Here is a 22,787-nt window from a genome sequence, read left to right on the forward strand (position 1 = left end):
GGAGAAAGAAGATGAATACAAAAAAGCGTGTCCTTAGTGCAGGCCTGACTTTTGCGGCTGCTTTGCTTTTAGCTGCTTGCGGACAATCAGGTTCAGATACAAAAACTTACTCATCAACCTTTAGTGGAAATCCAACTACATTTAACTACTTGTTAGACTACTACGCTGATAATACAGCCATCATTACCAACCTAGTTGATGGTTTGCTTGAAAATGACAACCACGGAAACCTAGTTCCATCTTTGGCAGAAGACTGGTCTGTTTCGAGCGACGGTCTGACTTATACCTATAAATTGAGAAAAGATGCCAAATGGTTCACGGCTGACGGTGAAGAGTATGCCCCAGTCAAGGCACAAGATTTTGTGACAGGTATCAAGTATGCAGTGGATAATAAATCACAGGCCATTGACTTGATTCAAAACTCGATCAAGGGCTTGAATGATTATATTACAGGAGCGGATTCTGACTTTTCTAAGGTTGGGGTGAAGGCCATTGACGACCAGACTGTTGAGTATACTTTGGCACGCCCAGAACCTTACTGGAACTCAAAAACAACCAATAGTATTCTTTTCCCAGTAAACGAAGAGTTTTTAAACTCAAAAGGGAAAGATTTTGGCACCCTATCTCCAGATAGCATTCTCTACAGCGGACCTTATTTGTTAAAAGATTTCACATCAAAATCATCGATCGAGTATGTGAAAAATCCGCATTACTACGATCATGATAAAGTATCGATTGAACACGTGAAATTGGCTTACTTTGATGGTTCAGACCAAGAATTGACCATCCGTAACTTTGAAAGTGGAGCCTATTCTATCGCGGGAGTTTATCCAAATAGTTCTAACTTTGCCAAGACCAAGGAGAAATATAAGGATAATATTGTCTATAGCTTGCAGGACAAGACTTCTTGGTACTTCAATTTCAACGTCAACCGTAAGGCTTACAACCATACGTCTAAAACGACAGATGAGCAGAAGAAGTCAACTGAGACAGCTGTCTTGAACAAAAACTTCCGTCAAGCAGTGAACTTCGCCTTGGATCGCACAGCCTATTCTGCTCAGTCAAATGGGGAAGAAGCAGCTAGCAAGACTCTTCGTAACACCCTAGTGCCTCCTACATTTGTCCAAGTTGGAGACAAGACCTTTGGAGAAGTAGTCGCTTCTAAATTGGTCAACTATGGCACAGAATGGTCAGGTATTAACTTGGCAGATGCTCAGGATGCCTATTTCAACAAAGAAAAAGCCCAAGCAAAATTTGTGGAAGCTAAAAAAGAATTGGCAAGTCAAGGTGTGGCCTTCCCAATTCACTTGGATGTGGCTGTTGATCAGACAAGTAAAAATGCTGTGACAGGCATGAACTCAGTTAAGCAGACCCTTGAGTCAGTTTTAGGTGCTGATAACATTGTCATTGATGTTCAGCAACTTTCAACAGATGATTTTAATAACGTAGCCTTCTTAGCACCGACAGCAGCTGATCGAGACTACGATTTGAACTTTGATGGTTGGGTGGGTGATTATCAGGATCCATCAACTTATCTCAATCCTTTCAATGCAGAGGATGGATTCTACCTTAAGATTTTTGGACTAGATGCCAAGGAAGACAAGGAAAAAATCACTAGCCTAGGTCTTGATACCTACACTAAGATGCTCAAAGATGCAGATAGTGAAAACAAAGATGTAGCCAAGCGTTATGAAAAATACGCTGAAGCACAGGCTTGGATGATTGACAATTCTCTCATTATGTCAGCTATGTCAAGTGGTGGCACAGCCTCTGTAACCAAAGTGACGCCATTTACAAGAGGCTATTCATTGGTTGGTATCAAGGGTGATGGCAATAACTACAAGTACATGAAACTGCAAAAAGACACTGTGACGACCAAACAGTTTGAAGAAGCTAAAAGTAAATGGGAACAAGAAAGCAAAAAAGCAATCGAAAAAGCTCAAAAAGAAGCAGAAAATCATGTTAAATAATGAGAAATAGCTTTTTAAGGAGAATCATAAAGACAAACATCAGTTTTGGTGCTTGTCTTTTTAAATCACTCGGCTATTGAAAACTGAGAAATGATTTGTTTTGTGCTAAAATAGATTGAAACTAAGATCCTCTCTTTTACTATAGTTAAGGAGATGCAAAGATAAATGATAAGGGAGAGACTATGTACGACTATCTAATCGTTGGTGCTGGTTTGTCGGGAGCAATTTTTGCTTATGAGGCGACTAAGCGTGGAAAAAAAGTAAAAGTTATTGATAAACGTGACCACATTGGTGGGAATATCTACTGTGAGAATGTAGAAGGAATCAACGTTCACAAATATGGTGCCCATATCTTCCATACTTCTAACAAAAAAGTTTGGGATTATGTGAATCAATTTGCTGAGTTTAACAATTATATCAACTCGCCTCTAGCTAATTACAAGGGCAGCCTTTATAATCTACCTTTCAATATGAATACTTTCTATGCTATGTGGGGGACAAAAACTCCTCAAGAGGTCAAAGATAAGATTGCTGAGCAAACGGCTCACATGAAGGACGTTGAATCTAAAAACTTAGAGGAACAGGCTATCAAGTTGATCGGTCCAGATATTTATGAAAAGTTGATTAAAGGATACACTGAAAAGCAATGGGGACGTTCTACGACTGACCTTCCACCCTTTATCATCAAACGTCTACCAGTTCGTTTGACTTTTGATAATAACTACTTCAATGACCGTTACCAGGGTATTCCAATTGGTGGTTACAACGTCATCATCGAAAATATGCTGAAGGATGTGGAAGTAGAACTTGGTCTTGACTTTTTTGCCAATCGTCAGGAATTAGAAGCTTCTGCTGAAAAAGTTGTCTTTACGGGGATGATTGACCAATACTTCGATTATAAACATGGTGAGTTAGAATACCGTAGTCTTCGTTTTGAGCATGAAGTTCTTGATGAAGAAAACTATCAAGGAAATGCTGTTGTCAACTATACAGAGCGAGAAATTCCTTATACTCGTATTATTGAGCATAAACACTTTGAGTACGGTACTCAGGACAAAACGGTTATTACTCGTGAATACCCAGCTGATTGGAAACGTGGAGATGAGCCTTATTATCCAATCAATGATGGGAGAAACAATGTCCTGTTTGCTAAATATCAAGAAGAAGCAGCACAGAATGATAAGGTGATTTTCTGTGGACGTTTGGCTGATTATAAATACTACGACATGCATGTGGTCATTGAACGAGCTTTGGAAGTGGTCGAGGAAGAGTTGGGACAATAATGCAAGGATTCCGTTATTTTAGAATCTTTGCTACTTAAGATTTTTAGAAGTAAGGTCAACAAGATTCTTTTCTGCTTATCAGAAGAGAAGCTATGTTGGCTTTTTTGGCATAGAGGAACAATGCTATGTTTTCAGAATATATAAAATATAACAAATAACTCTTAAAATTCAGAAAATTCTATTGACAGGACTTGAAAAAGAGTCTATAATGAATAAAAAAACAAAGGAGAATACTATGAAAACAAAGAAAGTATTAGCTCTTGCGGGAGTAACCTTATTAGCAGCTGGTGTTTTAGCTGCTTGTTCTGGGGGTTCAGGCGCTCAAGGTGAAAAGACCTTTGCCTTTACCTACGAGACACATCCAGATAATCTCAACTATTTGACAACTGGTAAGGCAGCAACTTCTGAGATTACTAGTAATGTGATTGATGGACTACTTGAAAATGATAAATACGGGAACCTTGTTCCTTCATTGGCAGAAGACTGGTCAGTCTCTAAGGATGGCTTGACTTATACTTATAAGATTCGTCAGGATGCCAAGTGGTATACATCTGAGGGAGAAGAGTACGCTCCTGTTAAGGCTCAGGACTTTGTAACAGGACTTAAATATGCAACAGATAAGAAAGCAGAAGCCCTTTACTTGGTACAGGATTCAATCAAAGGTCTGGATGCCTATGCCAAAGGTGAAATCACAGACTTCGCTCAAGTCGGGATTAAAGCCCTTGACGACCAAACAATCCAATACACCTTGAACAAACCTGAAACTTTTTGGAACTCAAAAACAACCATGGGTGTGCTTGCGCCAGTTAATGAAGAGTTTTTGAATTCAAAAGGGGATGATTTTGCCAAAGCTACGGATCCAAGTAGTCTCTTGTATAACGGCCCTTATTTGTTGAAATCCATTGTGACCAAATCTTCCGTTGAATTTGCGAAAAATCCGAACTACTGGGATAAGGACAATGTGCATATTGACAAGGTCAAATTGTCATTCTGGGATGGGCAAGATACCAGCAAACCAGCAGAAAACTTTAAAGATGGTAGCCTTACAGCAGCTCGTCTTTATCCAACAAGTGCAAGTTTCGCAGAGCTTGAGAAGAGTATGAAAGACAATATCGTCTATACGCAACAAGACTCTACGACTTATCTAGTAGGGACAAATATTGACCGTCAATCTTATAAACACACATCTAAGACTAGCGAAGAACAAAAGACTTCAACTAAAAAGGCTCTCTTAAACAAGGATTTCCGTCAGGCTATTGCTTTCGGATTTGACCGTACAGCCTATGCCTCTCAGTTGAATGGAGAAACTGGAGCAAGCAAAATCTTACGTAATCTCTTTGTTCCACCAACATTTGTTCAAGCAGATGGGAAAAACTTTGGCGATATGGTCAAAGAGAAATTAGTGACTTATGGGGATGAATGGAAGGATGTCAATCTTGCAGATTCACAAGATGGTCTCTACAATCCAGAAAAAGCCAAGGCTGAATTTGCTAAAGCTAAATCAGCTTTGCAGGCAGAAGGTGTAACCTTCCCAATTCACCTAGATATGCCTGTTGACCAGACAGCAACTACAAAAGTTCAACGTGTCCAATCTATGAAACAATCCTTGGAAGCAACTTTAGGAACTGATAATGTCGTTATTGATATCCAACAATTGCAAAAAGATGAATTGCTTAATGTAACTCTATTTGCCGAAAATGCTGCTGGCGAAGACTGGGATTTATCAGATAATGTCGGTTGGGGTCCAGACTTTGCCGATCCATCAACCTACCTTGATATTATCAAACCTTCTGTAGGAGAAAGTACTAAAACATATTTAGGATTTGACTCAGGGGAAGATAATGTAGCTGCTAAAAAAGTAGGTCTATATGACTACGAAAAATTGGTTACTGAAGCTGGTGATGAGACTACAGATGTTGCTAAACGATATGATAAATACGCAGCAGCCCAAGCTTGGTTGACAGATAGTGCCTTGATCATCCCAACAACTTCTAAAACTGGTCGTCCAATCTTGTCTAAGATGGTACCATTTACAATACCATTTGCATTGTCAGGAAATAAAGGTACAAGTGACCCAGTCTTGTATAAATACCTTGAAATTCAAGACAAGGCAGTTACTGCAGATGAATACCAAAAAGCTCAAGAAAAATGGATGAAAGAAAAAGCAGAATCCAATAAAAAAGCGCAAGAAGGACTTGCCAAACATGTCAAATAAGATAAAAAGAAGTTAGTTGTTCGCTAACTTCTTTTGGTTTATCGAAAATGAGTTGAAACCTCTCTTCACTTTCAAAGATTAGGAAGCTAATTTTTTTGTAGAAAAAATCCTGAGTTTTTATTCTCAGGATTTTCTTTCATCTCACTGTTGTGGTTGTTGAACTTGTGGATTTTGTGGCGTTGGTTGTACTGGTTGTGTCGGTTGAACAGCTTGACCAGCTTGTCCTTGGCTAGGATCAGTTGCTGGAGCATTATTGGGTTGTTGACCAACCGTCGTACTTGCCTGTGTAGTTGAACTTTCAGCTGTTGTGCTTGGAGTTTCTACTGTTTGTGTTTGTTGTGTTACTGAATTATTCCATGTGTTCTTTGCGTTGTTCTGGAAGACGAATTCTCCATTTCTATACAAGCCATCTGGCATCGTCCAGTCTTCTGGATGAGTATCTTCTGATAGATACGTTATCATTGAGCGATAAACTTTAGCTGCAACTAGGAAACCATCTCCAACGATAGGAGTTAAACGATTCGAATAACCTGTCCATACAGCCATAGAATACTTACGAGTATAACCAACAAACATTTCATCTGGAGCTACATAGCCAGTGTTCTTGATGTGTTTTTCAATTTCATCATCTGTGTAGTTAGAAGTACCTGTCTTACCAGCTTGCGCTAACCATGGGAGATAGGCTCCACGACCAGTTCCGTATGCCAAGACAGTTTTCATCATTTCGGTCATCATGTAAGCAGTTGTTTCTTTCATAGCTCGTGTACCTACATCTGAAAATTCTTTTTCACTACCGTCACTGAAGACGACCTTATTGATATACATGGGTTTGTGGTAAATTCCACCGTTGGCAAAGGCAGCATAAGCAGCAGCCATTTTTTCACTACTTGCTCCGTATTGTTTATTAGATTCTGTTGTATTACTTGAAATGGCGTTTGCATAATGCATGCTTGGATAGTCGATACCAAGACCATTAAGGAAGGTTTTAGCTCTATCTAGACCGACCTTATTCAAAGTCTCAACGGCTGTGACATTTCGTGATTGTTGAAGAGCATATTGCAGAGTAATATTACCGAAATATGCTCTATCCCAGTTGTAGACAGGTGTGCTTGTTCCCGGATAGTTATAAGGAATATCATTAACCATAGTTGCAGTGGAATCATAAACACCGTATTCTATGGCAGGTGCATAATCGGTGATTGGTTTCATAGCAGAACCCCAGTCACGATTGGTTTCCACAGCTTGGTTGGTACCAAATGAAACGTTACTTGCTTGGTGACGAGCTCCAAGTTGGGCGATGACTTTACCATTTGAAACATCTACGACCGTAGATGCGACTTGCAAATCATCGTCAGGGTAAGAGACGTATTGATCGGAGTTGTAGATATCCCACAGATGTTTTTGAGCTTCTTGGTCTACATTTGTGTAAACATCCATCCCAGTAGTTAGAAGGTTATAGCCAGTTTCTTGTTCTACTTGATTGATGACCTCCTTGAGGTAATTATCCATGTAAGCAGGGTAATTACTTGCTGATTTGAGACTTTGTAGTCCATCAGTAATTGGTGTATTGACTGCTTTCTCATACTGTTCAGCAGAGATGTAACCTTGATTTTTCATTTCAGATAAGACCAAGTTTCGGCGGTCTTGGGCTGCTTCTGGATGTGAATAGGGGTCATATTGGTTTGGTGCCTGAGGCATTCCAGCCAGCAAGGCTAACTGAGGTAAACTTAAATTATTGAGGTCTTTACCATAGTAGTTTTGAGCTGCTGTCTGCATTCCATAGTTGCCATTAGACATGTAGACCTTATTTATATAGTAGGTCAAGATTTCCTGTTTGGTTGCTTTTTGTTCTAACTGAATCGCTAACCAAGCTTCCTGAGCCTTACGAGAAATAGTCTGGTCGGAAGTCGAGGTTGAAAAGTAAGTCAACTTAATCAACTGTTGGGTGAGAGTTGATCCACCTTGGAGGGAATTACTTTGCAGATTGCGCAAGAAAGCTCCCAGGATACGGATGGAATCAATCCCCCTGTGGTCGAAGAAGCGATGGTCTTCGATAGAAACGATTGCCTTAACCAAATCTGTGGGAATATCATTAGCTTGGGCATTGACGCGGCGTTCAGAACCCAAGTCAGCAATGAGTTGATTTTTATTGTCGTAGATTTTACTAGAGGTTGTTGCAACTAGTTTACTCTCGGATAGGCTAGGAGCCTTGCTAACGTAGTAGAAAAAAACTCCTCCGCCTAAGACAATGGCTGCGATAACCAAGCTTAAGAAGCTAATGCTCAGATACTTGATTAGGCGCAGAATCGTTGGTTTGTTCATCTTGTTTTACCACCTAATAAATGTTCTTTGATAACATTGAGATAAGGAATTTGAGGGAAGGCACCAGCCTTGATTTCATATCCATATTCTCGAATATATCCAAGTGGCATTGATTTTTGTCCCTTATCTTGATGATAGAAGCGAATCAAATCGAATGCCGGCAATAAGTAGGTTTCTTGCTGAGAAGAAAAGTGAAGAAGGACAAAGCAGATTCCTTGTTGGGCAAGGACTTGTTCCATATGCTGAATCTGATGTGGATGAAAATTTTTCATCGGAATCGCACGTTTTTGTTTTGTTTCCTTGGCTTCAAAGTCGATGTAATATCCATTATAAACGCCAGAATAGTCCGTCGTTGAAGCTTGTCGAAAATAGGCTTCAACAATCTTGGCACGACTTCGTTGTGGATAGTCCACTCGTACGATTTGAATAGGGGTTGGTTTCTTGTGTATAACAGCCAAGCCCTGAGACAAATAGTAGTCGTTGGTAGCATTGATCATCTTTTCAAAAGACATTCCTCGATTTGCGAAATTTTTGGGTTGAGAAAGAGATGGTTGTCTTTTTTGTGATGAAAGTTTATGTGGATAGTTGACCATAATTCTCCTTATTGGTACAATAACATCACTCTATTATACCATAAATTTGCACAGAAAGGGTTAAAAATGGCTACAGCTTTGGTTTTGGGCTATTCTGCTTTTGATTTGGGTTTGTTTTCTGATAAGGATCCTCGTCTTAAATTGATAAAAAAAGCAATACGTAAAGATTTAGAGGCTATGGCAGCAGATGGGGTGTCTTGGCTTGTGTTTACAGGAAGTTTGGGTTTTGAATATTGGGTTTTAGAGGTTGCTCAGGAGATGAAAACCGAGTACGGTTTCCAGTTGGCCACCATTTTTGCTTTTGAAACCCATGGGGAAAATTGGAATGAAGGCAATCAGATGAAACTGAGTCGTTTTAAGCAGGTAGACTTTGTCAAATATGCTTATCCTCGCTATGAGCACAAGGGGCAGTTAAGAGATTACCAGCAGTTTTTGCTGGAAAACACGACTAGTTCCTATCTTTTTTATGATGAAGAAAATGAAACGAAACTAGCTTATTTTTACCAAAAGATGAAAAATCAAGAGGACTATTTTATAAAGAGATTAACATTTGATCAATTAAATGAACTTGCTGAAAATTTTTCCGAAAATTGAAGCTTTGACCTTGATTTTTGTTTGCCTTTTTTTATATAATAATACTAGCAAGCGAGAATGGAGAGAGACATGGCAAGTATTATTTTTTCAGCGAAAGATATTTTTGAACAAGAGTTTGGGCGTGAAGTCCGAGGGTATAGTAAAGTAGAAGTTGATGAGTTTTTAGACGATGTCATTAAGGACTATGAAACCTATGCTACCTTGGTCAAGTCACTTCGTCAGGAAATTGCGGATTTGAAGGAAGAACTAGCTCGTAAACCGCAAGTGAGTTCGGCTCCAAGTCCTAGTCACCCAGATCCAATTGATGTGGCTGCTTCATCTTCTATGACGAATTTTGATATTTTGAAACGCTTGAATCGTCTTGAAAAAGAAGTATTCGGTAAACAAATTTTAGACAATACTGATTTGTAATTCAGGTCTTGTTACATGCAATTTTTGGATAATCGCGTGAGGAGAATTGCTTCTCATGAGGAAAGTCCATGCTAGCACAGGCTGTGATGCCTGTAGTGTTTGTGCTAGGCGAAACCATAAGCCTAGGGACGAGAAATCGTTACGGCAGTTGAAATGGCTAAGTCCTTGGATAGGTCAGAGTAGGCTTGAAAGTGCCACAGTGACGGAGTCTTTCTGGAAACAGAGAGAGTGGAACGCGGTAAACCCCTCAAGCTAGCAACCCAAATTTTGGTCGGGGCATGGAGTACGCGGAAACGAACGTAGTATTCTGACTGCTATCAGCTAGAGCTGTTAGTGGTAGACAGATGATTATCGAAGGAAGTGGTCCTAGTCACTTCTGGAACAAAACATGGCTTATAGAAAATTGCATATAGGTTGGGGCTGAGAAATTTTCTCAACCTCATTTTTTAAAGTGGACATATAGAAAGGTCTTGCAAGACTGTAACATGAAAAAAGAATTTAATTTAATTGCAACTGTGGCAGCAGGTCTTGAAGCTGTTGTGGGACGAGAAGTACGAGAGTTGGGCTACGATTGTCAGGTTGAAAATGGACGTGTTCGTTTTCAAGGAGACGTGAGAGCTATTATCGAAACCAACGTCTGGCTTCGGGCAGCAGATCGTATCAAGATCATTGTAGGAACTTTCCCAGCTAAGACTTTTGAAGAGTTGTTTCAGGGAGTTTTTGCTTTAGATTGGGAAAATTATTTACCACTTGGAGCTCGGTTCCCGATTTCAAAAGCCAAATGTGTTAAGTCCAAACTTCACAATGAGCCCAGTGTACAGGCTATTTCTAAGAAAGCTGTTGTCAAGAAATTGCAGAAACACTACGCCCGCCCAGAAGGTGTTCCTCTGATGGAGAATGGCCCAGAGTTTAAGATTGAGGTCTCTATTCTCAAAGATGTGGCAACTGTCATGATTGATACGACAGGCTCCAGTCTCTTTAAACGTGGCTATCGTACCGAAAAAGGAGGCGCTCCTATCAAGGAAAACATGGGGGCAGCTATTTTGCAACTCTCTAACTGGTATCCAGACAAGCCTTTGATTGATCCGACCTGTGGTTCGGGGACTTTCTGTATCGAGGCGGTCATGATTGCTAGAAAGATGGCTCCAGGTCTGCGTCGCTCTTTTGCATTTGAGGAATGGAACTGGGTTAGCGATCGCTTGATTCAAGATGTTCGCACAGAGGCGGCTCAAAAAGTGGATCGTGAGCTGGAACTGGATATCATGGGCTGTGATATTGATGCTCGCATGGTAGAAATTGCTAAGGCTAATGCCCAGGCAGCTGGTGTTGCAGGAGACATTACTTTTAAGCAGATGCGCGTGCAGGATTTGCGTTCCGATAAAATCAATGGTGTGATTATTTCCAATCCGCCTTATGGTGAACGCTTGTCAGATGATGCAGGGGTGACCAAGCTCTATGCTGAGATGGGGCAAGTATTTGCACCACTGAAAACTTGGAGCAAATTTATCCTGACTAGTGATGAAGCCTTTGAAAGCAAGTATGGTAGCCAAGCAGATAAGAAGCGTAAGTTATACAACGGAACCTTGAAAGTGGATCTGTATCAATATTTTGGTCAGCGTGTCAAACGGCAAGAGGTAAAATAGAAAGGGATACTCATGAGTAAAAAAAGACGAAATCGTCATAAAAAAGAAGGTCAAGAACCGCAATTTGATTTTGATGAAGCAAAAGAGCTAACAGTTGGTCAAGCTATTCGTAAAAATGAAGAAGTGGAAGCAGGAGTCTTGCCTGAGGATTCCATTTTGGACAAGTATGTTAAGCAACACAGAGATGAAATTGAGGCGGATAAGTTTGCGACTCGTCAATACAAAAAAGAGGAGCTAGTTGAAACTCAGAGTCTGGATGATTTAATCCAAGAAGTGCGTGAGGCTGTAGAAGAGTCAGAAGCTTCTTCGGAGGAAGTTCCATCTTCTGAAGACATCTTACCACCCTTGCCTCTGGACGATGAGGAGCAAGACTTGGATCCTCTATTGCTAGAGGATGAAAATCCAACAGAAATGACTGAAGAAGTGGAAGAGGAGCAGAGTCTTTCTCGTCTGGAACAAGAAGACTCAGAAAAGAAAAGCAAAAAAGGCTTTGTTTTGACCGTTTTGGCGCTTGTATCAGTAGTTATCTGTGTCAGTGCTTATTATGTCTATCGTCAAGTGAATCGCTCGACCAAGGAAATTGAAACTTCTCAATCAACTACAGCCAATCAATCGGATGTGGATGATTTTAATACACTTTATGACGCCTTCTACACAGACAGCAATAAAACGGCTTTGAAAAATAGCCAGTTTGATAAACTAAGTCAACTCAAGACCTTACTTGATAAGCTGGAAGGTAGTCGTGAACATACGCTTGCCAAATCTAAATATGATAGTCTAGCAACGCAAATTAAGGCCATTCAAGATGTCAATGCACAATTTGAAAAACCAGCTATTGTGGATGGTGTCTTGGATACCAATGCCAAAGCCAAATCGGATGCTAAATTTACAGATATTAAAACTGGAAATACGGAGCTTGATAAAGTGCTAGATAAGGCTATCAGCCTTGGTAAGAGCCAGCAAACAAGTGCTTCGAGTTCAAGTTCAAGTCAAACTAGTAGCTCAAGCTCCAGTCAAGCAAGCTCAAATACGACTAGTGAGACAAGCCCAAGTAGTTCAAATACGGGATCAAATGAAACTAGAAGTACTCGCAGTGAAGTCAATATGGGTCTATCAAGTGCGGGGGTTGCTGTTCAAAGAAGTGCCAGTCGTGTTGCCTATAACCAGTCTGCTATTGATGATAGTAACAACTCTGCCTGGGATTTCGCGGATGGTGTCTTGGAACAAATTCTAGCGACTTCACGTTCACGTGGCTATATCACTGGAGACCAATATATCCTTGAACGTGTCAATATCGTTAATGGCAATGGTTATTACAACCTCTACAAGCCAGATGGAACCTATCTCTTTACCCTTAACTGTAAGACAGGCTACTTTGTCGGAAATGGCGCTGGTCATGCGGATGACTTGGACTACTAAGCAGTCGTTACAAAATTCTTTCTTTTCAAAAGTAAAAATGATAAAATAAAACAAATCAAACAAGAGGAGTGTCAAATGACAAAAGCTAACTTTGGTGTCGTAGGTATGGCCGTAATGGGTCGTAACCTTGCCCTTAATATTGAATCTCGTGGTTACACAGTTGCTATTTACAACCGTAGTAAAGAAAAAACTGAAGATGTAATTGCTTGCCATCCTGAAAAGAACTTTGTACCAAGCTATGATGTTGAAAGTTTTGTAAACTCAATCGAAAAACCTCGTCGTATCATGCTGATGGTTCAAGCTGGACCTGGTACAGATGCTACTATCCAAGCCCTTCTTCCACACCTTGACAAGGGTGATATCTTGATTGATGGCGGAAACACTTTCTACAAAGATACAATCCGTCGTAGTGAAGAATTGGCAAACTCAGGTATCAACTTTATCGGTACTGGGGTTTCTGGTGGTGAAAAAGGTGCCCTTGAAGGTCCTTCTATCATGCCTGGTGGACAAAAAGAAGCCTATGAATTGGTTGCGGATGTTCTTGAAGAAATCTCAGCTAAAGCACCAGAAGATGGCAAACCATGTGTGACTTACATCGGTCCTGACGGAGCTGGTCACTATGTGAAAATGGTTCACAATGGTATCGAGTATGGTGATATGCAATTGATCGCAGAAAGCTATGACTTGATGCAACACTTGCTAGGACTTTCTGCAGAAGATATGGCTGAAATCTTTACTGAGTGGAACAAGGGTGAATTGGACAGCTACTTGATCGAAATCACAGCTGATATCTTGAGCCGTAAAGACGATGAAGGTCAAGATGGACCAATCGTAGACTACATCCTTGATGCTGCAGGTAACAAGGGAACTGGTAAATGGACTAGCCAATCGTCACTTGACCTTGGTGTGCCATTGTCACTCATCACTGAGTCAGTATTTGCACGTTACATCTCTACTTACAAAGAAGAACGTGTACATGCAAGCAAGGTTCTTCCAAAACCAGCTGCCTTCAAATTTGAAGGAGACAAGGCTGAGTTGATTGAAAAGATCCGTCAAGCCCTTTACTTCTCAAAAATCATTTCATATGCACAAGGTTTTGCTCAATTGCGTGTAGCTTCTAAAGAAAACAACTGGAACTTGCCATTTGCAGACATCGCCTCTATCTGGCGTGATGGTTGTATTATCCGTTCTCGTTTCTTGCAAAAGATTACAGATGCCTACAACCGTGATGCAGACCTTGCTAACCTTCTTTTGGATGAGTACTTCTTGGATGTTACTGCTAAGTACCAACAAGCAGTGCGTGATATCGTAGCTCTTGCTGTTCAAGCTGGTGTGCCAGTGCCAACTTTCTCAGCAGCGATTACTTACTTTGATAGCTACCGTTCAGCTGACCTTCCAGCTAACTTGATCCAAGCACAACGTGATTACTTTGGTGCCCACACTTACCAACGTAAAGACAAAGAAGGAACCTTCCACTACTCTTGGTATGACGAAAAATAAGTAGGTCTGCCATGGGGAAACGGATTTTATTACTTGAGAAAGAACGAAATCTAGCTCATTTTTTAAGTTTGGAACTCCAAAAAGAGCAATACCGAGTTGATCAGGTTGAGGAGGGGCAAAAAGCCCTCTCCATGGCTCTTCAGACAGACTATGACTTGATTTTATTGAATGCTCATCTGGGGGATATGACAGCCCAGGATTTTGCAGATAAGCTGAGTCGGACTAAGCCAGCTTCAGTCATCATGGTCTTGGACCATCGTGAAGATTTGCAAGATCAGATTGAGACAATCCAACGCTTTGCCGTTTCTTACATCTATAAGCCAGTTATTATTGAGAATCTGGTAGCTCGTATTTCAGCGATTTTCCGAGGTCGGGACTTCATCGACCAACACTGTAGTCAGATGAAGGTTCCAACCTCTTACCGCAATCTGCGTATGGATGTAGAGCATCATACCGTTTATCGTGGCGAGGAGATGATTGCTCTGACCCGTCGTGAGTATGACCTTCTGGCTACTCTCATGGGAAGCAAGAAGGTCTTGACTCGTGAGCAATTGTTGGAAAGTGTTTGGAAGTATGAAAGTGCGACCGAAACCAATATCGTGGATGTCTATATCCGTTATCTACGTAGCAAGCTTGATGTAAAAGGTCAGAAAAGCTATATTAAAACCGTTCGTGGTGTCGGTTACACCATGCAAGAATAGAAAAGCAGTTGCAGTTATGTAACTGCTTTTTTTGAAAGATTTCTATATATTGACATGCAGTCGGGTCTTTGCTACAATCAGTTATGGAGGATAGGTCTAATGAAAATAATAAAAAAATTGATGTCAATCGCATTAGCAGTCTTTTTCTTTGGTTTGCTAGCGACAAGTGCAGTATTGGCGGATGATGCTGATTCAGAAGGTTGGCAATTTGTCAAAGAAAATGGTAGAACCTACTACAAGAAGGGGGACATCAAAGAAACGGATTGGCGAGTGATTAATGGTAAGTACTATTATTTTGATCCTTTATCTGGAGAGATGGTTGTCGGCTGGCAATATATACCTGCTCCACACGAAGGGGTTACGATTGGTTCTTCTCTAAGGCAAGATATTGCTTTTAGACCAGATTGGTTTTACTTTGGTCAAGATGGTGTACTACAAGAATTTGTTGGTAAGCAAGTTTTAGAAGCAAAAACTGCTACAAATACCAACAAACATCATGGGGAACAATATGATAGTCCAGCAGAGAAACGAGTCTATTATTTTGAAGATCAGCGTAGCTATCACACTTTAAAAACTGGTTGGATTTCTGACGAAGGGCATTGGTATTATTTACAGGAGGATGGTAGCTTCGATGCTCGTATCGACAGTTTGACGGTTGGGGAGCTAGTGCGTGGCTGGATCAATGATAATTCAACTTGGTACTATCTGGATTCAACAAGTGCTGCAATGCAAACTGGTTGGCAATATCTTGGTAATAAGTGGTACTATCTTCGCTCATCAGGAGCTATGGCAACTGGTTGGTATCAGGAAGGCTCAACTTGGTACTATTTAGATGCTGAGAATGGCGATATGAAAATTGGCTGGCAATACCTCGGTAACAAGTGGTACTATCTCCGTTCATCAGGAGCTATGGTCACTGGTTGGTTCCAGGTCGGTAGTAAATGGTACTATGCTTATAGCTCAGGTGCTTTAGCAGTGAATACCACTGTAGATGGCTATTCTGTCAATTATAATGGCGAATGGATTCGATAAATAATGATAGTATTTTGTAATTTGAGATAAATTTTAAGTAAGAGTGCAGCTTCACGAAGTGATACTGGATAAAAAGTTTTTAAAATCAGAAAACCGCATATTATCAGGCGTCAAAAAATTGGCAAAACCTTGATAATATGCGGTTTATTGTGGAAAGATTTACTTATTTACTTATTTTTAACAAAATTGAGTTTTTGCCCAGTTTTACATGACATGTTTTAGAAAAAGGTATATAATGTTAGTGTAATATCAAGTGTTTTTTTGAAAGCACCATAACAATTACAATTTTAGGCTTAAAAATCGAACCTTCTTTAAATACTTAAATATTTAAGGGGGGGGGGGTATAAGTACCCATTTGTAAAAAGAAATGAGGTTGAAAATGAACTTTAAGTCAAGAAAATGTGAAGAAAACGGGAAAAAAGTTTTACGCTATTCTATTAGAAAACATCATTTGGGAGTAGCCAGTGTGGCAGTGGCTTCGGTGTTGTTTTTTGCAACTGGTGTGGCGACTGTTCAAGCGGATGGACCAGGAGCAGGCGAACCAGTATCAGGCACACCAGCCCCACCAAGTACACCAGGTTCAGCAAGTACAACAAGCACACTAGGCACTTCTGGTGCTAATACTGGTGACACAGAAATAGAAAATACAAATACAAATATAGATACAAATACAAATACAGCTGCATCAACTGAGAGTAATGGAAACTCTCTTCAAGGAGTACCTCGTGCAGCGGAAGTAAGAAATGGAAATGATGTGTCTGCTACAACGCTAGGTAGTGATAGAGCTGTACCAACAGATATTAAGCCAGAGGGTAGCGATGGAGCAAGAAATAATGAGGAAAAACCTAGAGGGCTTGAAAGAGCAACAGAACCAGCAAATTATGATGGTAAAGTAAGTCTTATTGGTCAATGGACAAGTGAATCACACGAAAAAAAAGATACTGAAAATACATATAAGAATGCTACAGATAAATTAGGGAGTCCCTTATCTAATCCAGGTCTTTTCCGTGGCGCTGCAAAAACTTTTCTTGGTTGGTCTGATATGCCGCCAGTAAATGGGAAAATTGCGGACGGAGCAAGACTGTTCTCCCCAGAAGACACTTTAGCCACAGCCTTTCCAGATGGATTGAAAGCTGATTCCAGGCTATACGGTGTATATGCCAGTTTAAATGATCAAGATGAGCCTTTCCCTGCTGATAAATTTTCTATGGGATTTGCTATTATAGGTGGAATGAATAAATTTAAAATTAACGATAATAAGGTTCATATTGATACGAATGTTAAATCAGAAGATGTATTGCCAAATACTAAACTACATAGGGAAGAAATAGATGGGAACGTTCGAAAAATCATTGACAAAGTGAATCCGGAAAATAATGATACTACTAAGGTTAATGAAGTGGTTTTAAAAGCTGAGTTTGAAATGGATAACACTACAGCGATGACTGTGTATAGAAATCCTCATGTAGGATATGTAGGCCCTGTTTTATCAAACACATACAAGGATAATAACTTTAAATTAGATGAAAAGAAAAAAACTTACACCTATGTAGACTTAAATGTGAATTTAGACAAAGATTTAGTAGTTCCGGAAAAATTATATGCAGAGTTTAATGGTTACTCATGGAGACCATTGTATGCTCTTGGAATTAAGGAAGATGGAACGAAGGAAATCCTAAATGTGTATTCAAAAGAAGGGGCATCCTTAGGAAATACAAAAGATAGCTTTAATTCAATCGTTAGTAATACGGACCCTAGAGTCACATTTGGTGTTGAAACTAAAGGTAACCATAATATAACATTTAGAATGATTCTTAGATCTTTAAACGGATATGATAGTAATAGATCGGAAAATGAACGAAATGAGCGTATAGCTGAGAGTGTAGTAAAACCGGATGAAGGTAAGTCTATTGCTGAAACAATTCTGCGCAATATGACACTTCGATCTCTTACATCAACAGAACTTAAAGCTTTATTCCCTAATAAGAGTGATGAAGAAATCAATCAGATGGTTGTTCGTATTAATCAAGATAAAGCCAAAGAGTTAGCAGATACAAATGGAAATACAGTACTAAAAGTAACAGGTTCTGTTGAGGGTAATGTTCATCCAAGTGCAGGTAGAATCGGTAGTGGCTGGTTAAGCCTGGATTCAGCTACAAATTTACCTATTAACAAAGTAGAAGCTAACGTTTTAGAACTAGGTTATGTTACATTTTATAATGTATTCTACCGATTCCAAAGTGGAACAGAGGGAAAAGTATTACCAGCAGTAATCGAAAACTATAAGCCAAAAGATACAGCTACTTACGAAAATGAAGTGAATGTAACACCAACACAACCGACAACTACAGAGTATATAGATGCAGAAAACGATGGGAAATGGGTATTCAAAAGTTACGATGCAGAAAGTAAAGCAGTAAATAAAGCAGATGTAGAGTTTGTAGGAACATGGGTATTCGAAGCTAATAAATATGGTGTAACCTATAAATTTGAAAGTGGGACACCAGGTAAGACATTGCCAGAAGCAATCGAAGACTATAAACCAACAGACCAAAACCGTTATGTAGATAAATCAAATGTAACAACAATTCAACCAACAAAAACAGAGTATGTTGATACAGAAAATGATGGGAAATGGGTATTCAAGAGTTACGATGCAGAAAGTAAAGCAGTAAATAAAGCAGATGTAGAGTTTGTAGGAACATGGGTATTCGTGGCTAACGCACCGACTCCTAAGCCAGAACCGAAACCAGAGCCTAAGCCAGAGCCTAAGCCGGAGCCAAAACCAGAGCCTAAGCCTGAACCAAAGCCAGAGCCTAAGCCAGAACCGAAACCAGAGCCTAAGCCAGAGCCTAAGCCGGAGCCTAAGCCGGAGCCAAAACCAGAGCCAAAACCGGAACCAAAACCGGAGCCTAAGCCGGAACCAAAACCAGAACCGCAACCAACACCAACTCCTACCTCAATTTCTTCAGAAGATTGGAATCAAGGAAGTACTGAAGTGCACAAGTGGGATGAACTACCTCAGACAGGTAGTCAACAAGATGAATGGTTGGTAGCTCTAGGTGGCTTATCTCTCCTAGGTGCTTTGACGGTATTTTCTAAAAAACGAGAAGAATAGGATATGCTAAAAATCGTTTAAATAATAAAACGATGTAAATATATCCTTATAATGGGAAAAGCGATTGTGAATGGAAACAATCGCTTTTTTTGTGAAAATATAATAAAATAGATAGGAGAGAAGCAATACTTGTATGAAAAAAATGAGACGACTTTTTCGTCTAGTAAAAGGAAAAAATGACAAAAAAAAATGGTGTCGGTCAGGCACATAGTAAGATTATTTTAATAGGGGAGCATGCGGTCGTTTACGGTTATCCTGCCATTTCCCTGCCTCTTTTGGAGGTGGAGGTGACTTGTAAGGTGGTCCCTGCTGAAAGTCCTTGGCGCCTCTATGAGGAGGATACCTTGTCCATGGCAGTTTATGCTTCTCTGGAGTATTTGGATATCAAAGAAGCCTGCGTTTGCTGTGAGATTGACTCGGCTATTCCTGAAAAACGGGGAATGGGTTCGTCAGCAGCTATCAGCATAGCGGCCATTCGTGCGGTTTTTGACTACTATCAAGCCGACCTGCCTCATGATGTATTGGAAATCTTGGTCAATCGGGCTGAGATGATTGCCCATATGAATCCAAGTGGTTTGGATGCCAAGACCTGTCTCAGTGACCAACCTATTCGCTTTATCAAGAATGTAGGATTTACAGAGCTTGAGATGGCTCTATCCGCCTATTTGGTGATTGCCGATACCGGTGTTTATGGTCACACTCGTGAAGCCATCCAAGTGGTTCAAAGTAAGGGCAAGGATGCTCTACCGTTTTTGTATGCCTTGGGAGAATTGACCCAGCAGGCAGAGGATGCGATTTCACGAAAAGATGCTGAAAGACTGGGACAAATCCTCAGTCAAGCGCATTTACATTTGAAAGAAATTGGTGTTAGTAGCCCTGAGGCAGACTCTTTGGTTGAAACAGCTCTTAGTCATGGTGCTCTGGGGGCTAAGATGAGCGGTGGTGGGCTAGGAGGTTGTATCATAGCCTTGGCAGACAATTTGACACACGCACAAGAACTAGCAGAAAGATTAGAAGAGAAAGGAGCTGTTCAGACATGGATAGAGAGCCTGTAACAGTATGTTCCTACGCAAATATTGCTATTATCAAATATTGGGGAAAGAAAAAAGAAAAAGAGATGGTGCCTGCTACTAGCAGTATTTCTTTGACTTTGGAAAATATGTATACGGAGACGACCTTGTCGCCTTTACCAGCCAATGTAAAGGCTGATGCCTTTTATATCAATGGTCAGCTACAAAATGAGGCGGAGCATGCCAAGATGAGCAAGATTATTGACCGTTACCGTCCAGAAGGTGGGGGCTTTGTCCGTATAGATACTCAGAACAATATGCCTACCGCGGCGGGTCTGTCCTCAAGTTCTAGTGGTTTGTCCGCCCTGGTCAAGGCTTGTAATGCTTATTTCAAGCTTGGATTGGATAGAAGTCAGTTGGCGCAGGAAGCGAAGTTTGCCTCAGGCTCTTCTTCTCGGAGTTTTTATGGACCGCTAGGAGCCTGGGACAAGGATAGCGGAGAGATTTACCCGGTAGAGACAGACTTGAAGCTAGCTATGATGATGTTGGTGCTAGAAGACAAGAAAAAACCAATTTCTAGCCGTGACGGGATGAAACTTTGTGTGGAAACATCGACGACCTTTGATGACTGGGTGCGTCAGTCTGAGAAGGATTATCAGGATATGCTGGTTTATCTCAAGGAAAATGACTTTCCCAAGGTTGGGGAGTTAACGGAGGAAAATGCCCTAGCTATGCACGCTACGACCAAAACAGCATCACCAGCCTTTTCTTATCTGACGGATGCTTCTTATGAGGCTATGGACTTTGTCCGTCAGCTTCGCGAGCAAGGGGAAGCCTGCTACTTTACTATGGATGCTGGTCCCAATGTCAAGGTCCTTTGTCAGGAGAAAGACTTGGAGCATTTATCAGAAATCTTCGGTCAACGTTATCGCTTGATTGTGTCAAAAACAAAGGATTTGAGTCAAGATGATTGCTGTTAAAACTTGCGGAAAACTCTATTGGGCAGGTGAATATGCTATTTTAGAGCCAGGGCAGTTGGCCTTGATAAAGGCCATTCCTATCTATATGAAGGGCGAGATTGCTTTTTCTGATAGTTACCGTATCTACTCGGATATGTTTGATTTTGCAGTGGACTTGACGCCAAATCCTGACTATAGCTTGATTCAAGAAACGATTGCTTTAGTGCAAGATTTCCTCGTTTATCGTGGGCAGACCTTGCGACCTTTTTCTCTAGAAATCCGTGGAAAAATGGAACGAGAAGGGAAAAAGTTTGGTCTGGGTTCTAGCGGTAGCGTCGTTGTTTTGGTCATCAAGGCTCTGCTAGCTCTGTATAAGCTTTCGGTTGATCAGGATCTCTTGTTCAAGCTGGCCAGTGCTGTCTTGCTCAAGCGCGGAGACAATGGTTCTATGGGGGACATTGCCTGTATTGTGGCAGAGGAATTGGTTCTTTACCAGTCATTTGATCGCCAGAAGGTGGCTGCTTGGTTGGAAGAAGAAAACTTAGCGACAGTTTTAGAGCGTGATTGGAGCTTTTCAATCTCACACGTACAACCTGCATTAGAATGTGATTTCCTAGTGGGATGGACCAAGGAAGTGGCTGTATCGAGTCACATGGTTCAGCAAATCAAGCAAAATATCAATCAGAAATTTTTAAGTTCCTCAAAAGAAACGGTGGTTTCTTTGGTAGAAGCCTTGAAGCAGGGGAAAGTTGAAAAAATTATCGAGCAAGTAGAAGTGGCAAGCAAGCTTTTAGAAGGCTTGAGCGCAGATATTTACACGCCTTCGCTTAGACAGTTGAAAGAGGCCAGTCAAGATTTGCAGGCTGTTGCCAAGAGTAGCGGCGCTGGTGGTGGTGATTGTGGTATTGCCTTGAGTTTTGATGAGCAATCAACTGAAACCCTAAAAAACCGTTGGGCCGATCTGGGGATTGAGCTCTTATACCAAGAAAGGATGGGACATGACGACAAATCGTAAGGATGAGCACATCCGCTATGCCCTTGAGCAGAAAAGTTCCTACAACAGCTTTGATGAGGTGGAGTTGATTCATTCTTCCTTGCCTCTTTACGACCTGGATGAAATCGATCTGTCGACAGAGTTTGCTGGACGAAAGTGGGATTTTCCTTTCTATATCAATGCCATGACGGGTGGGAGTGAAAAAGGTAAAGAAATCAATCAAAAGCTAGCTCAGGTGGCAGATGTCTGTGGGATTTTGTTTGTGACAGGTTCTTATAGCGCAGCCCTCAAAGATTCAGCAGATGACTCTTTTTCTGTTAAGTATAGCCATCCAAATCTCCTTCTTGGAACCAATATTGGATTGGACAAGCCTGTCGAGTTAGGCCTTCAGACTGTAGAAGAAATGAATCCTCTTATCCTGCAGGTGCATGTCAATGTTATGCAGGAATTACTCATGCCGGAGGGAGAAAGGAAGTTCAGAAGCTGGCAATCGCATCTAGCAGATTACAGTGAGCGCATCCCCGTTCCAATCATTTTAAAGGAAGTTGGCTTTGGGATGGATGCCAAGACCATCGAAAGAGCCTATGAACTGGGTGTTCGAACTGTTGATCTATCAGGTCGTGGTGGTACCAGCTTTGCCTATATTGAAAACCGTCGCAGTGGCCAACGTGACTACCTCAATCAATGGGGCCAGTCTACCATGCAAGCCCTTCTCAATGCCCAAGACTGGAAAGACAAGGTCGAACTCTTGGTCAGTGGAGGCGTTCGCAATCCGCTGGATATGATTAAGTGCTTGGTCTTTGGTACCAAGGCTGTAGGCCTGTCTCGAACAGTTCTGGAATTGGTTGAAACCTATTCAGTTGAAGAAGTGATCGGCATTATCCAAGGCTGGAAAGCAGATCTACGCTTGATCATGTGTGCCCTTAATTGTGCCACCATAGCCGATCTGCAAAACGTAGACTATCTTCTTTATGGAAAATTAAAAGAAGCAAATGATCAGATGAAAAAGGCGTAACCACCGCC

17 protein-coding genes and 1 other RNA gene are annotated in these 22,787 nt (G+C 40.9%); 16 read left to right on the top strand and 2 right to left on the bottom strand.

Annotated features, from left to right (window positions below):
- Nucleotides 1–11: 11 nt before the first annotated feature.
- The 3 genes from HT721_RS04800 to HT721_RS04810 all read left to right on the top strand — a co-directional run bounded on the left by HT721_RS04800 (nucleotide 12) and on the right by HT721_RS04810 (nucleotide 5,468).
- Nucleotides 12–1,970 carry an ABC transporter substrate-binding protein gene (locus tag HT721_RS04800; protein WP_173229135.1) on the top strand — a complete coding sequence of 653 codons (1,959 nt, stop codon included), beginning with the start codon at nucleotides 12–14 and terminating at the stop codon, nucleotides 1,968–1,970.
- A 182-nt stretch (nucleotides 1,971–2,152) separates the two neighbouring features.
- A complete protein-coding gene (glf, locus tag HT721_RS04805; RefSeq protein ID WP_173229136.1) occupies nucleotides 2,153–3,253 on the top strand; it encodes a UDP-galactopyranose mutase in 1,101 nt (366 codons plus the stop codon).
- Nucleotides 3,254–3,488: 235 nt separating this feature from the next.
- Nucleotides 3,489–5,468: a peptide ABC transporter substrate-binding protein gene (locus HT721_RS04810; protein ID WP_173229139.1), complete on the top strand. Its 1,980-nt coding sequence runs from the start codon at nucleotides 3,489–3,491 to the stop codon at nucleotides 5,466–5,468.
- Between the two features lie 141 nt (nucleotides 5,469–5,609).
- On the opposite strand, the gene pbp1a is transcribed toward HT721_RS04810, so the two are convergent.
- The gene (gene pbp1a, locus HT721_RS04815; protein ID WP_173229141.1) at nucleotides 5,610–7,790 is read right to left on the bottom strand and encodes a penicillin-binding protein PBP1A; all 2,181 of its coding nucleotides are present in this window, start codon (nucleotides 7,788–7,790) and stop codon (nucleotides 5,610–5,612) included.
- Nucleotides 7,787–8,383 (bottom strand): Holliday junction resolvase RecU, encoded by a 597-nt coding sequence (gene recU, locus HT721_RS04820; RefSeq protein ID WP_000248774.1) that lies wholly within the window; start codon nucleotides 8,381–8,383, stop codon nucleotides 7,787–7,789. Before recU ends, pbp1a begins: the two co-directional genes overlap by 4 nt.
- Before the next feature lie 66 nt (nucleotides 8,384–8,449).
- Here recU and HT721_RS04825 point away from each other — a divergent pair, with 66 nt between their 5' ends.
- The 13 genes from HT721_RS04825 to fni all read left to right on the top strand — a co-directional run bounded on the left by HT721_RS04825 (nucleotide 8,450) and on the right by fni (nucleotide 22,779).
- Nucleotides 8,450–8,977, top strand: a complete 528-nt coding sequence (locus HT721_RS04825) for a DUF1273 domain-containing protein (RefSeq protein ID WP_000179549.1) — start codon at nucleotides 8,450–8,452, stop codon at nucleotides 8,975–8,977.
- A gap of 69 nt (nucleotides 8,978–9,046) precedes the next feature.
- Entirely contained in the window at nucleotides 9,047–9,388 is a 342-nt protein-coding gene (gpsB, locus tag HT721_RS04830) for a cell division regulator GpsB (RefSeq protein ID WP_173229143.1), read from the top strand.
- Nucleotides 9,389–9,408: 20 nt separating this feature from the next.
- Nucleotides 9,409–9,789: RNase P RNA component class B (gene rnpB / locus HT721_RS04835), an RNA gene on the top strand.
- An 84-nt stretch (nucleotides 9,790–9,873) separates the two neighbouring features.
- Nucleotides 9,874–11,031, top strand: coding sequence for a class I SAM-dependent RNA methyltransferase (locus tag HT721_RS04840; RefSeq protein ID WP_173229145.1), 1,158 nt, complete (start codon nucleotides 9,874–9,876; stop codon nucleotides 11,029–11,031).
- A gap of 12 nt (nucleotides 11,032–11,043) precedes the next feature.
- Nucleotides 11,044–12,450 (top strand): mid-cell-anchored protein MapZ, encoded by a 1,407-nt coding sequence (gene mapZ / locus HT721_RS04845; RefSeq protein ID WP_166731147.1) that lies wholly within the window; start codon nucleotides 11,044–11,046, stop codon nucleotides 12,448–12,450.
- A gap of 75 nt (nucleotides 12,451–12,525) precedes the next feature.
- The gene (gene gndA / locus HT721_RS04850) at nucleotides 12,526–13,950 is read left to right on the top strand and encodes an NADP-dependent phosphogluconate dehydrogenase (RefSeq protein ID WP_050275793.1); all 1,425 of its coding nucleotides are present in this window, start codon (nucleotides 12,526–12,528) and stop codon (nucleotides 13,948–13,950) included.
- Between the two features lie 11 nt (nucleotides 13,951–13,961).
- A complete protein-coding gene (locus HT721_RS04855; RefSeq protein ID WP_173213440.1) occupies nucleotides 13,962–14,651 on the top strand; it encodes a response regulator transcription factor in 690 nt (229 codons plus the stop codon).
- 99 nt (nucleotides 14,652–14,750) lie between these two features.
- Complete coding sequence (locus tag HT721_RS04860) at nucleotides 14,751–15,683, top strand: N-acetylmuramoyl-L-alanine amidase family protein (RefSeq protein WP_173229147.1); 933 nt, start codon at nucleotides 14,751–14,753, stop codon at nucleotides 15,681–15,683.
- A 379-nt stretch (nucleotides 15,684–16,062) separates the two neighbouring features.
- Nucleotides 16,063–18,801 (top strand): SHIRT domain-containing protein, encoded by a 2,739-nt coding sequence (locus tag HT721_RS04865; protein ID WP_173229149.1) that lies wholly within the window; start codon nucleotides 16,063–16,065, stop codon nucleotides 18,799–18,801.
- 176 nt (nucleotides 18,802–18,977) lie between these two features.
- Complete coding sequence (gene mvk, locus HT721_RS04870; protein ID WP_173229151.1) at nucleotides 18,978–19,856, top strand: mevalonate kinase; 879 nt, start codon at nucleotides 18,978–18,980, stop codon at nucleotides 19,854–19,856.
- Nucleotides 19,838–20,791, top strand: coding sequence for a diphosphomevalonate decarboxylase (gene mvaD / locus HT721_RS04875; RefSeq protein WP_173229153.1), 954 nt, complete (start codon nucleotides 19,838–19,840; stop codon nucleotides 20,789–20,791). The genes mvk and mvaD overlap by 19 nt, the downstream gene beginning before the upstream one ends.
- Complete coding sequence (locus HT721_RS04880) at nucleotides 20,778–21,785, top strand: phosphomevalonate kinase (protein ID WP_173229155.1); 1,008 nt, start codon at nucleotides 20,778–20,780, stop codon at nucleotides 21,783–21,785. Before mvaD ends, HT721_RS04880 begins: the two co-directional genes overlap by 14 nt.
- Nucleotides 21,769–22,779 (top strand): type 2 isopentenyl-diphosphate Delta-isomerase, encoded by a 1,011-nt coding sequence (gene fni / locus HT721_RS04885; RefSeq protein ID WP_173229157.1) that lies wholly within the window; start codon nucleotides 21,769–21,771, stop codon nucleotides 22,777–22,779. Before HT721_RS04880 ends, fni begins: the two co-directional genes overlap by 17 nt.
- The last annotated feature ends 8 nt before the right edge of the window (nucleotides 22,780–22,787 follow it).

This window comes from Streptococcus sp. 4094 (assembly GCF_013277125.1).
Classification (GTDB): domain Bacteria; phylum Bacillota; class Bacilli; order Lactobacillales; family Streptococcaceae; genus Streptococcus.